We start from the raw sequence: 12,015 nt of genomic DNA, 5'->3' as shown, positions 1-12,015 counted from the left end.
GTATGGACGACATTCCTTGGTCCGAATGTATGCATGAGGCGTTATTGGAATATCGACATCTGGGTCTTATGCTGATTGAGGAGTTTAATATCACCTTTAGCCAAGAACACTGTAACCCGGTAGCTCTAGTCAATGGGTATTTGCTAGGGAAAGAATGCAATTATGATATACAAGCTGTCAGGGATAATTTATTTGACATAATTAATGATGAAGAAAGAAAATCTGGAAAGCGCAACATTAACTCTGAGCGCGCTTTAAAAGCCAGACTTGCGTTAAGTCTTCTTGCGACTCCCAGTGACAAGAATTCATTAAATGAATCCTTAGACTGGCTGCTTCTCTATCTTGAGAAGCTAGGTATGGATGATGACAAGTCTTGGACTATACTGCATCACTTTTTTGAGCAAAAGCTATCTAAGCGGAATGTTGCTAATAATCTCTTGGATGGTTAGCTATTCCTGCACCATTATACTTAGAAAGTCTCTTCGACGTTGGCTGCAGAGTTCGAACATTTAGGCGCCCCTATGCCATATCTTACAGATAGCTTAACCGGAAGAGTAGTCACAGAATCCATCTTGACTGAAGGTGAGGCATCCCTTGTTGTGACTGGTGGAGCTTGTCTAACGATTTACAATAATTTCATCATCACAAGCAAAAATGGAGAAGCAAGAGTAATCAGCACGGGCGACATCGTCAGTGATATTGAAGAGGACAAAGCTAGAGTGGTGATTAAGCTAAAAAGCGGCGCAAAGCTTATTATAAGCATGGATGACGCATCATATAATGGTCCTGAGGCTATGCAGTTGACTATTCCAGGAGAGTCAACAATCGTTTGGAATTAGATGGATTGCTCGTTATTGTGTGCGGATTTCTCCCCTTGAGACGGTAGCCAGGAGCGCTACCGCCACATTGCCGAGTCTAACCGCGGTCAGCGTGCTCACTTCCGCCTGGTGGAGCAACGTCAGCGCGATGGCCGCACCCTGACGCTGAGCTGCCGTCAGGGTCGGCTTGAGTCCATCGCGGATGGTGCCGCGCCCTCCCTCCCCGCATACACTGGCCGTATCCCTACAAAGCATTGAACAAAAAAGGCACCCGAAGGTGCCTTATAGAGGTGAGCCAGTGCTGTCCGCGTTGCCGCTACAGTCGATGCCTCAAGTGCGGGTGGGAGTCCGCATGGTCACGAACTCTTCTGCGCCGGTGGGGTGAATGCCAACGGTGGCATCGAACTGGGCCTTGGTCAGTCCGGCACGCACGGCGATGGCGATGCCCTGAATGACTTCACCAGCCTCTTCGCCGACCATATGGGCGCCCACCACCACGTCGCTCTTGTCATCGACGATCAGCTTCATCAGACAGCGCTCATCGCTGCCGGACAGGGTGTGCTTCATCGGACGGAAGTCGGCTGTGTAGACACGAATATCGCCGTATATCTCACGTGCCTTTTCTTCGGACAAGCCGACGGTGCCAATATTCGGGTGACAGAACACCGCTGTCGCGATGTTGTCGTAGTTCATCGGTGCCTTGGGCGCATCCCCATAGTGGTGAGCGACCAGGTGCATGGCCTCGGCCAGGGCCACCGGGGTGAGCTCCGGCCCGCCGGTGACGTCGCCTAGCGCCAGAATGGACGGCACCGACGTCTCAAAGCGATCGTTGACCTGGATCGAGCCATTCTCGTTGAGGGCGATATCAAGACGGTCCAGTCCCAGGCCTTCCAGGTGAGGCTTACGACCGGTGGCCGACAGCACCGCATCCACTTCCAGTACATCGCCGTTGGTCAGGGTAGCCTTGATGCCGCCCTCGACCTTCTCGAGAGACTCGATGTTGGTGTTGAAGTGAAGGTTAACGCCCTTCTTGGCCATCTCGTCCCGAGTGAATTCGCGGACCTCCTGGTCAAAGCCGCGCAGGAACAGTTCCCCGCGATACACCAGATGGGCATCTGCGCCCAGGCCGTTGAAGATGCTGGCAAACTCGACGGCGATGTAGCCACCACCGAGGACCAGAAAACGCTTAGGGAAGTGGTCCAGGTCGAAGATCTGGTTGGAGTTCATGGCCAACTCACTGCCCGGGAACGGCGGCACCCATGGCCAGCCACCCACCGCCACAAGAATCTTCTCGGCGCTGATGGTTTCACCTGCGACCTCGACACGATGCTCGTCGACCACCTTGGCGCGGCCATTGATCAGGCGCACACCTGCGTTGTCGAGCAGCTTGCCGTAGATACCGTTGAGACGCTTTATCTCCCCGATCTTGTTGTCGCGAAGCGTGTTCCAGTCGAAACTGGGGGCTTCATTGAGCTCCCAGCCGAAGCCCCTTGCATCATCGAAGGCCTCATGAAAATGGGCGGCGTAGGAATACAGCTTCTTCGGTACGCAGCCTACGTTGACGCAGGTGCCACCCAGGTAGCGATCTTCAGCGACGGCCACCTTGGCTCCTGTTGCTGCTGCGGTGCGCGCCGCGCGTACACCGCCAGAGCCGGCACCAATGACAAAGAGGTCGTAGTCGTATTGTGACACTTGCGTCTCCTGAAATCCGATTCTCGTCAGCTCGCTCCAACGTCCTCGCCTACGAATAGCCAGGTTGAGGACACCGGAGAGGACAGATGGTCCGCTCGCGGCGGCAGGCTGCCATGATACCAGCGGTACGCTTACCCCGGGAGGGTGCTTGACCACCTTGGCCGACGGGGGTAAAAACATGCACCACTTTAGTCACCATTCGCACAGACGGGGAAAGAACATGAGTGATATCGACAACCTCCTTGAAAGAAACCGGGCTTGGGCTGACAAGGTCTGCCAGGATGACCCCGACTTCTTTTCTCGTCTGGCCCAGCAGCAAAGCCCCGAGTACCTGTGGATTGGCTGTTCGGATAGCCGCGTGCCGGCCAACCAGATCATCGATCTCCCTCCGGGTGAGGTGTTCGTCCACCGTAACGTTGCCAACCTGCTCTATCACAACGACATGAATGCTCTGTCGGTCGTGCAATTTGCCGTCGACGTGCTGAAGGTACGTCACATCATGATCGTGGGTCATTACAACTGCGGCGGCGTGCGTGCGGCAGTGACCGGTGGCGAGAATGGCATGGTGGACAACTGGCTGCACAGCGTACGTGAGCTGTACAGCATGCACCGCCCTCAGCTCGAGCAGCTGCCGCTGGATGAGCAGGTCGACCGTATGTGTGAATTGAACGTCCAGTCGCAGGTCAAGACGCTCTGCCGCACCAAGATCATTCAGCGTGCCTGGCAGCGCGGACAGCAGCTGTCGGTTCACGGCTGGGTCTATGGCCTCAGCGACGGCCGGGTGACGGACCTGGAGTGCAGTGTCCACGGCCTCGATCAGGTTGCCCAACTCTATCGGATCGATCGCGTCACCCCGTCGCAGGATTGATCACCCCTCCGACCAGCTACGATGTCGTCAGCTTGGTGCATTACCCCGCCTGGCCTTCGCCGAGCGGGGGTTTTCTCGCGCGTCATCAGTATGGATTCGCTGAGGAAGGTCGTGCTGCAAGGAGAACTGCGAAAGACGAACCGCAAAAGACGAACTGCGCAAGACGAACTGCGACGAGTGCAACTGCTGATAGCAGGTCCATAGGCGGCTCACCCATGACTAGCGCTCTCTCAGCGGGCATTGTTCAGTGGACATCGTTCAGTGGGCAGCCCGTCCACAGGATCTTCGGTTTCCGGGATGACGCGCAGACCCAGCGGGTGAACAACAAGGCACTATAAGCGGACCCTGCGCGGCTGCCGTGGCCCTTCCCCCTTCCTGCCTGCATGACATGCATCGTGTTCTATTCAATCCTCGCATGGGGGTTATCAGAATTTCGATTGTGTTTAAACGGCACATCTCACTATGTTGTTGGTGGACATTGACTAGGCGGCATGTGCCAATTGCGCCAAGCGTCCGACTAGCCATTACAACAACCTCAATAACAAGCAGGACCACCTTCCATGTTCAAGAAGACCCTTCTGGCCAGCGCTCTGGGCGCGGCCATGTTGACGGCTGCCCTGCCTCAGGCGGCAGTCGCTGAGACTACCCTGCGTATGGCCTATGACGCCGATCCGGTGTCATTGGACATCCACGAGCAGCTGTCTGGCGGTATCCTGCAGCTGTCACACATGGTCTTTGACCCGCTGGTGCGCTGGACCAAGGACTTCGAGTTCGAGCCTCGCCTGGCGACCGACTGGGAACAGATCGACGACACCACCATGCGCATCACCCTGCGCGAAGGCGTCACTTTCCACTCCGGTAACCCATTCACCGCGGAAGACGTCGCCTGGACCGTTGATCGCCTGAAGCAAAGCGGCGATTTCAAGGCCATCTTCGAGCCCATCGAAACCGTCAATGTCATTGACGATCATACCGTCGAGATTGTCTCCAAGCGGCCCAACCCGCTGCTCCTCAACATGGCGACCTATATCTTCCCGATGGATAGCCAGTTCTATTCTGGTGAGACAGAGGACGGCAAGGCCAAGGATGAGATCGTCAAGAACGGTAACTCCTATGCCTCGCGCAATGTGTCGGGTACCGGCCCATTTCAGGTGACCAACCGCCAGCAAGGGGTCAGGGTCGACTTCGAGCGCTTTGATGACTACTGGGACAGCGAGTCTCCGGGTAACGTCGATAACATCACGTTGACGCCGATCAGCGAGAATGCCACCCGTGTGGCCGCCCTGCTGTCCGGCGATGTCGACTTCATCGCTCCGGTGCCGCCCAACGATCTCGAGCGCATCGAGAGTGACGAAGACACCAACCTGGTGACCATGTCCGGCACTCGCATCATCCTGTTCCACATGAACCAGGACCGGGTCGAGGCGTTCCAAGACCCCCGCGTGCGCCAGGCCTTCGTCTACGCGATCAACCAGGAAGGCATTGCCGATCGCCTGATGAAAGGCTTTGCCACCCCGGCTGCCCAGTTCTCGCCTGACGGCTATTCCGGCCACAACCCGGAGCTCGAGCCGCGCTTCGACCTGGACCGGGCCAAGGAACTGATGGCCGAAGCAGGCTATGAGGACGGTTTCTCCATCACCATGATGGCGCCCAACAACCGCTACGTGAACGATGCCAAGATCGCCCAGGCGGTTGCCGCCATGCTGGCTCGCATCAACGTCACCGTGGACCTCAAGACCCTGCCCAAAGCCCAGTACTGGGGAGAGTACGACGACCGCGCCGCCGACATGATGATGATTGGCTGGCACTCGGATACCGAGGATTCCGCCAACTTCCACCAGTACCTGACCGAATGCCCCAACGCCGACACCGGGGCGGGTCAGTACAATGCGGGCAACTACTGCAACCCGGAACTCGACCAGCTCATGGTCGACGCCAACCTGGAGCTGGATCTCGAGAAGCGTGGCGAGATGCTGCAACAGCTGGAGCAGGGATTGTACGACGATGCCGCCTTCATTCCCCTGCACTGGCAGGACCTGGCCTGGGCTTCGGCCGCCAATGTCGACATCGAGCCGGTGGTCAACGTGCTGAACTTCCCCTATCTGGGTGACCTGGTCATCAACGAAGAGTAAGCCTACGGGCACCGCACCCTGGTGCCCTTCGCTCCCATTCAGTGCGCTCAGCTTCGTGACAACCTCGCGGAGCTGAGGGCCTGTACCCTGGTAACGCCAAATGATCGCATTTTTGATCAAGCGCCTTTTTCATGCGCTGCTGGTGATGTTCGTCATCAGCGTGATTGCCTTCGCCATTCAAGACAATCTGGGTGACCCGATCCAGCAGATGGTCGGACAATCGGTACCCGAGAGCGAGCGTGAAGCGCTGCGTGAGGAACTGGGCCTCAACGATCCGTTTTTCGTGCAATATCTGCGTTTTGCTGCCAATGCCACCCAGTTTGATTTCGGCTATTCCTACGTCTATAACGAGCCGACCACCGAGGTGATCCTGCGCCACCTTCCAGCCACGCTTGAGCTGGTCTTCGCCGCCACCCTGTTGATCATCGCCCTGTCGGTTCCCATTGGGGTCTACAGCGCCATCAAGCCTCGCGCCTGGCTGTCCCGGTTCTTTATGGGGGTGTCGATCATCGGTATCTCCATCCCGGTGTTTCTCACCGCGATTGTGCTTATTCAACTGTTTGCCATTGGCGTCAGTTTCACCCCCTTTCCGGCCGACACTGGCTGGGGCGCCTGGCTTAACGGGCTAGTGTCTACCGAAGGCGGGATGCCGGCCTATGGACGTGGTGATCCTGTCCATGTGTTCGGTACCTGGAGCACCAACTTCGCTTCCCTGGAAGGCCTGACCTACCTGGTGCTGCCGGCGATTTCCCTGGCGTCGATCATGCTGCCGCTGTTCATTCGCCTGATTCGTGCAGAAATGCTGGAAGTGCTGCAGTCCGAGTACGTCAAGTTCGCCCGTGCCAAGGGAATCTCGATGCGTCGCATCTACTTCCTGCATGCGCTCAAGAACACCATGCTGCCGGTCATCACCGTTGGTGGCGTGCAGATCGGTACCTTGGTGGCCTACACCATTCTGACCGAGACGGTGTTCCAGTGGCCCGGCATGGGCCTGATGTTCCTCGATGCCATCGAGCGCTCGGACATCCCATTGATCGTGACCTACCTGATGATCGTCGGCCTGATCTTCGTGATCACCAATACTCTGGTCGATCTGGTCTACGGCCTGGTCAACCCCACCGTCAAGCTGACAGGTAAGCCCGCATGAGCACCCACAGCACTGCGACCAGCACTCGGTGGGAGCGGTTTCGCGACTCCTACCTCTTGTACAGTTTCAAACGCGATGTGATCGCCCAGGTCAGCCTGCTGGTGTTCGTCGTCATGGTCCTCGCCGCCCTGCTGGCTCCATGGCTGGCCCCGGCCAACCCCTATGACCTGGCCCAGATCGATATTCTGGCCTCAGAACTACCGCCCTTCTGGATCGATGGGGCCGACCCCCAGTATCTGATGGGTACCGACTCCCAGGGCCGCGACATGCTGTCCACCATTCTCTATGGCATGCGGGTATCGCTGGTCATTGGTTTCGGTGCGGTGGCCTTGCAGGCAGCCCTGGGCGTGTGCTTCGGGCTGTTGGCCGGCTATCTGGGCGGGCGCGTCGACGCCTTCCTGATGCGCCTGGCGGATATTCAGCTGTCCTTCTCCACGCTGATGGTGGCCATCGTGGTTGGCGCCTTGTTCAAGGCGATCTTTGGCGGTGCCACCTACTCGGACTACGCCATGTGGCTGCTGGTGCTGATCATTGGCCTCGCGGAATGGCCACAATATGCGCGTACCGTGCGTGCCTCGGTGCTGGCGGAGAAGTCCAAGGAATATGTGGATGCAGCGCGGGTCATGGGCTTGCGCAGTCGACGCATCATGTTCCGCCATATCCTGCCCAACACCCTGTCACCGATCTTTGTCATCTCAACGGTCCAGGTGGCCAATGCCATCATCTCCGAAGCTGCGCTGTCCTTTCTTGGGCTTGGCATGCCCGAGACGCAGCCTTCCCTTGGCTCGCTGATCAAGTCCGGTTTCGATTATATCCAGTCGGGATCCTGGTGGATCACCCTGATCCCCGGCCTGGTACTTGTGGTGCTGGTGCTGGTCATCAACCTGCTCGGCGATTGGCTGCGTGACGTGCTCAATCCACGACTGTACAAGGGCTAGGAGGACAACCATGGCACTACTCGACGTCAATCATCTCGACGTGCGCTTCGCCCTTCGTCAGGGCGACGTCAAGGCGCTGCGCGACGTCTGCTTCAGCCTGGACCGTGGTGAACGCCTGGGCATCGTGGGGGAATCAGGTGCTGGCAAGTCCGTTGCCGCTTTCAGCCTACTGAATCTGATTGCCAAGCCCGGCTACATTGCGGGGGGCAGCATCACCTTTGACGGGCTCGAGCTGACGGGACTCAGTGACCGCCAGCTACGCAAGGTTCGTGGCCACCGGATCTCGATGATCTTTCAGGATCCGATGATGACCCTCAACCCGGTGCTGTCGATCGGCGAGCAGATGGTGGAGTGCTTGAAGGCCCACCGCCGTATCTCCAGCCGCGAGGCTCGCGCCATTTCCCTGCGCAAGCTCGAACAGGTACAGATCCCTTCTCCAGAGAAACGGCTGGATCAATATCCCCACGAACTGTCTGGGGGCATGCGTCAGCGCATCATTATTGCCATCGCCCTGCTGCTGGACCCGGACATCATCATCGCGGATGAGCCGACAACGGCACTGGATGTCACGATCCAGGCAGAGATCATGGCGCTGCTGCTCGAGCTTTGCGAAAAGCATAACGTCGGCCTGATCCTGATTACTCATGATCTGGGGGTGGTCAGCCAGGTCACGCAGCGCATGCTGGTCATGTATGCCGGGCGTGTCATTGAGCAAGGCCCGACCCGAGAAATCATCAACGACCCCCAGCATCCCTACACCCAGGGTCTGATCAATGCCTTGCCGCAAATGGCGACGCCGGGAGAACGGCTCAACCAGATTCGCGGCAGCATGCCGTCGTTGAGCCAGCTGCCGAGCGGCTGCCCGTTTCATCCACGCTGTGACTTTGCAACACGTCAGGACGGCAGCGAGCGCAGTCGCTGCAAGACTGAGGTACCGGCCTTCGTCAGCTCCGGCAACTGTCAGGTGGCCTGCCACATGGTGGCCGAGATGCAGGATGCCGAGCGTATCGAGGTCAGGGAGGAAAACTCATGAGCCAGACGATTCAAGCCGCCATGGCGCCGATGCATCAGGATGCGTCGACTCAGCGTGAACCCGCCCCAGGCGGTGATAGCCTGCTCGAGATCCGGGGGCTGGAGAAGCGTTTTTCGCTGTCCGGTGACTTTCTTGAACAGCTCAAGTTCCGGCGAGGGCGTATTGTGCGTGAACAGCATCACGTGCATGCCATCAACGGCGTTGACCTCGATATTCGCCGCGGTGAGTCCCTGTGCGTGGTCGGCGAGTCGGGCTGCGGCAAGTCCACCGTGGCACGCACGGTCATGGGACTGCTGACACCCAGCGCCGGTGAGATTCGCTACGCCGGAGAGCGTATCGACCATCTGGATAGCAAGGCACTGCTGCCCTACCGCCAGCGCATGCAGATGATCTTCCAGAACCCCTACGCCTCGCTGAACCCGCGCATGACCATTCAGCAGACCTTGGAAGAGCCCATCCGTCTGCATCATCCCGACTGGAAGCCAGCTCAGGTGGTCGAGAAGGTCCACGAGGTCATGTCATCGGTCGGCATCGCCCCAGACTGGGGTTCCCGTTATGGGCATGAGTTTTCCGGAGGCCAGCGACAGCGTATTGCCATTGCTCGGGCACTGGCGGTTGATCCTGAGTTCATCGTTGCCGATGAGCCGATCTCCGCGCTGGATGTCTCGATCCAGGCTCAGGTGCTCAATCTGTTGATGGAGGCACAGCGCGAGCATCATCTCACCTATCTGTTCATTACCCACGACCTGGCAGTGGTGGAACATTTCGGCACTCGGGTGGCCGTGATGTATCTGGGCCGGGTCTGTGAGGTAGCACCTACGGCGACGCTGTTTGCTCGCCCACGTCACCCCTACACCCAGGCCCTGATGTCGGCGATTCCACGACTGGAAGACGACCGTCCCCAGCACCTGCGGTTGCAGGGGGAAGTGCCGACGCCGGTCAATCTGCCGTCGGGGTGCGTGTTCCATGGCCGCTGTCCCCATGCCAATGATCGCTGCCGTCGGGAAATCCCGACACTGATCGCCACGGATGACGGCGGGCAAGTGGCCTGCCATGGTGTCGAGGAAGGTCGTCTTACGTGATGCCCGCCTTTTGCTATGACGTCTGTGGCAGTCGTAGTACCTCCGTTTTCGTCATGCCGGGTACGCCCGGCATGACGTTATCTGGCACAATCGTCGCATTGCTGGACAGGTGACCCTTCCATGGAAATACGTTGGCTGGAAGATTTTCTCGCCTTGGCCCGTACGCGACACTTTTCTCGCGCCGCCGAAGAGCAAAATGTGACCCAACCTACCTTCTCTCGCCGCATCAAGTTGCTGGAAGAGGAGATGGGCACGACGCTGATCAATCGCCAGACCCTGCCGCTGTCACTGACGCCCGCGGGTGAGGCCTTTCTCGGCATGTGCCACGACGTGACCCGTCGCGTCGACCAGACTCGTCAGAGATTGGCACAGATGGCGGAGGAGCAGGCTGGACAGCTGCGTCTCGGTGCGCCCCAGAGCCTACTTGCCCAATTCCTGCCACAATGGCTTCAGCACTGGCGCGAACCACCGCCCATACAGCCTTATCTGCGTGCCACCGCCTGGCTGGTGGGTGACTACTTCCAGGGCTTGGCCTCCGGGGAAATCGACCTGGCGTTATGCTACTGGCCGACCACGGGCAGCCCGCTGGAACTGGCCAATGAGGATACCGACTACTGCGTCATCGGGCGTGAACGTTTCATTCCCGTCAGCCTTGCCGATGACCGAGGCCAGCCCAGGTTCGCTCTCGGAGGCGGCAACGACGCGGGTAAAGGGATCGGCAAGGAGTCTGGTAAGGGGCGTTCCTTGCCATTGATCGCCTATCATCCACGAGGCATGATCGATGCGGCGATACGCGCCCACCTTGATCGACTGGGAGATTCCCCCACCCTGACAGTGCTCAACGAGAGCATCCAGAGTGGCAATATCCGAGAACTGGTCAGCCTTGGCTATGGCCTAGGATGGTTGCCAGAACGCAGCTTGTCCCAGGCCCTCGCGAGCGGCGAGTTGGTGCCTGCAGGAGATGAGCGCTGGGTCGTGAGCTTTGATATTCGACTCTACCGACATCTCACGACACGACGTGCAGCGGTCGATACCGCGTGGCAAGTCCTGCGCGCACGGGCGCTGGTGCCCTAGTCTTCTGATGTAGCCTTCCTGATGTAGTCTTGCTGATTCCTGGCAGGTAAATGATCGTTGGGTTACTGCCAGGACTTTCGCCACAGGACACCTTGACGTGAATGTCAGCGGTCACTGCAGCGCCGCTGGCTGACTGGAGATATTCCTTTGCCCCAACCCACAGCCAACCCTGCGTCGATCAACGCCGATGGCTCGGCAAGCCTGGTACCCTCTCGTTTTCGTGCCGCTCGATGGTTATCCAACCCCCATGTACAGACGCTGTTACCCCGCCTGCTGCGACCGCAACGGGTTGAGTGGCGCCAGGAATTCTTCACGCTGCCGGACGGTGATGAAGTTGAGTTGGCATGGGTGACGCCTGAACCGGCGGATGTGCAGGCCCCTCTGTTTGTGCTGTTCCATGGCCTTGAGGGAGGCATGGGCTCTCCCTATGCCCACGATCTGCTGGCGGCGGCCAGAGACCAGGGCTATCGCCCGCTGCTGATGCATTTCAGAGGCTGTGGGAGTCGACCCAACCGCCTGCCCAGGGCGTATCACAGCGGCGACACCGGGGATGCTCGGGTTTTACTGGATAGCCTGTCTCGGCGTTTTCCCGGGGCTCCCAAGGTCGTCGCCGGCGTCTCCTTGGGCGGGAACATGCTACTGCGGCTATTGGCCGAACCAGAGTGTGATGCACTGGGTCTTCATGCGGCCTTGGTCATCAGCGCGCCGCTGGACCTTGCCGCATGCGCCCAACGATTGGGTGAAGGCTTCTCGCGGGTCTACGAACGCCATCTGCTCGGATCACTGAAGCGCAAGGTATTGCCTCGACTGGAGCGCGGGGAGCTTCCCCTTGTCGCGACGGCGGAACAAGTCAGAAAGCTCAAGCGCCTGCGTGACTATGACGACCTGATCACGGCACCGCTGCACGGCTTTCGTGATGCCGAGGACTACTACACCAGGGCCTCCAGCGGTCCCGTGCTGGATCGCATTCAAGTGCCGACGCTGCTGCTCCACGCCAAGGATGATCCGTTCATGCCAGCGGATCTGATCGATCGTTTTCCGCAGCGCTCCCCCATGGTCACCATGGAGCTGGCGGAGCAAGGGGGGCATGTGGGGTTCATGGCGCCCGGAGACGGCTACCGCCCCGATTACTGGTTAGGCAAGCGACTGGAACGTTATCTGCAGGAGCTGTCCCTGACCTGAAACAGCAGAAGCCCCGACCTTGGTCGGGGCTTCTGCTGGGTTGTTGCAC

11 protein-coding genes are annotated in these 12,015 nt (G+C 58.8%); 10 read left to right on the top strand and 1 reads right to left on the bottom strand.

Annotated features, from left to right (window positions below):
- Positions 1-2 precede the first annotated feature (2 nt).
- Both JF545_RS03200 and JF545_RS03195 read left to right on the top strand, forming a co-directional pair.
- Positions 3-449 (top strand): hypothetical protein, encoded by a 447-nt coding sequence (locus tag JF545_RS03200; protein ID WP_206938709.1) that lies wholly within the window; start codon positions 3-5, stop codon positions 447-449.
- 72 nt (positions 450-521) lie between these two features.
- Entirely contained in the window at positions 522-839 is a 318-nt protein-coding gene (locus tag JF545_RS03195; protein ID WP_206938707.1) for a hypothetical protein, read from the top strand.
- A gap of 309 nt (positions 840-1,148) precedes the next feature.
- Here JF545_RS03195 and gorA read toward each other — a convergent pair whose 3' ends face one another.
- Complete coding sequence (gene gorA / locus JF545_RS03190; protein WP_206938705.1) at positions 1,149-2,510, bottom strand: glutathione-disulfide reductase; 1,362 nt, start codon at positions 2,508-2,510, stop codon at positions 1,149-1,151.
- A gap of 220 nt (positions 2,511-2,730) precedes the next feature.
- Here gorA and can point away from each other — a divergent pair, with 220 nt between their 5' ends.
- From can to JF545_RS03150, 8 genes are all read left to right on the top strand, one after another.
- The gene (gene can, locus JF545_RS03185) at positions 2,731-3,378 is read left to right on the top strand and encodes a carbonate dehydratase (protein ID WP_206938703.1); all 648 of its coding nucleotides are present in this window, start codon (positions 2,731-2,733) and stop codon (positions 3,376-3,378) included.
- Between the two features lie 560 nt (positions 3,379-3,938).
- Positions 3,939-5,510, top strand: coding sequence for an ABC transporter substrate-binding protein (locus JF545_RS03180; protein WP_206938699.1), 1,572 nt, complete (start codon positions 3,939-3,941; stop codon positions 5,508-5,510).
- Between the two features lie 100 nt (positions 5,511-5,610).
- Entirely contained in the window at positions 5,611-6,657 is a 1,047-nt protein-coding gene (locus JF545_RS03175) for an ABC transporter permease (RefSeq protein WP_206938698.1), read from the top strand.
- Entirely contained in the window at positions 6,654-7,595 is a 942-nt protein-coding gene (locus JF545_RS03170) for an ABC transporter permease (RefSeq protein WP_206938697.1), read from the top strand. Before JF545_RS03175 ends, JF545_RS03170 begins: the two co-directional genes overlap by 4 nt.
- A 10-nt stretch (positions 7,596-7,605) precedes the next feature.
- Positions 7,606-8,628 (top strand): ABC transporter ATP-binding protein, encoded by a 1,023-nt coding sequence (locus JF545_RS03165; RefSeq protein WP_206938694.1) that lies wholly within the window; start codon positions 7,606-7,608, stop codon positions 8,626-8,628.
- Positions 8,629-8,648: 20 nt separating this feature from the next.
- Positions 8,649-9,710: an ABC transporter ATP-binding protein gene (locus JF545_RS03160; protein ID WP_206939265.1), complete on the top strand. Its 1,062-nt coding sequence runs from the start codon at positions 8,649-8,651 to the stop codon at positions 9,708-9,710.
- Positions 9,711-9,830: 120 nt separating this feature from the next.
- Positions 9,831-10,784, top strand: coding sequence for a LysR family transcriptional regulator (locus JF545_RS03155; RefSeq protein WP_206938692.1), 954 nt, complete (start codon positions 9,831-9,833; stop codon positions 10,782-10,784).
- Positions 10,785-10,931: 147 nt separating this feature from the next.
- Positions 10,932-11,966, top strand: coding sequence for a hydrolase (locus JF545_RS03150; protein ID WP_242520580.1), 1,035 nt, complete (start codon positions 10,932-10,934; stop codon positions 11,964-11,966).
- Positions 11,967-12,015 lie beyond the last annotated feature (49 nt).

Origin of the sequence: Halomonas litopenaei (assembly GCF_017303055.1) — a bacterium.
Classification (GTDB): Bacteria; Pseudomonadota; Gammaproteobacteria; order Pseudomonadales; family Halomonadaceae; genus Halomonas; species Halomonas litopenaei_A.
Note: the sequence above shows the minus strand (reverse complement) of the source record. Positions and strands in the feature narration are given on the sequence as shown.

Bases quoted from the DNA above. Each gene is read 5' to 3' on its own strand.
- JF545_RS03200 (WP_206938709.1), top strand. From the start codon at position 3: ATGGACGACATTCCTTGGTCCGAATGTATGCATGAGGCGTTATTGGAA.
- JF545_RS03195 (WP_206938707.1), top strand. From the start codon at position 522: ATGCCATATCTTACAGATAGCTTAACCGGAAGAGTAGTCACAGAATCC.
- JF545_RS03175 (WP_206938698.1), top strand. From the start codon at position 5,611: ATGATCGCATTTTTGATCAAGCGCCTTTTTCATGCGCTGCTGGTGATG.
- JF545_RS03160 (WP_206939265.1), top strand. From the start codon at position 8,649: ATGGCGCCGATGCATCAGGATGCGTCGACTCAGCGTGAACCCGCCCCA.
- JF545_RS03165 (WP_206938694.1), top strand. From the start codon at position 7,606: ATGGCACTACTCGACGTCAATCATCTCGACGTGCGCTTCGCCCTTCGT.
- can (WP_206938703.1), top strand. From the start codon at position 2,731: ATGAGTGATATCGACAACCTCCTTGAAAGAAACCGGGCTTGGGCTGAC.
- JF545_RS03170 (WP_206938697.1), top strand. From the start codon at position 6,654: ATGAGCACCCACAGCACTGCGACCAGCACTCGGTGGGAGCGGTTTCGC.
- JF545_RS03155 (WP_206938692.1), top strand. From the start codon at position 9,831: ATGGAAATACGTTGGCTGGAAGATTTTCTCGCCTTGGCCCGTACGCGA.
- JF545_RS03180 (WP_206938699.1), top strand. From the start codon at position 3,939: ATGTTCAAGAAGACCCTTCTGGCCAGCGCTCTGGGCGCGGCCATGTTG.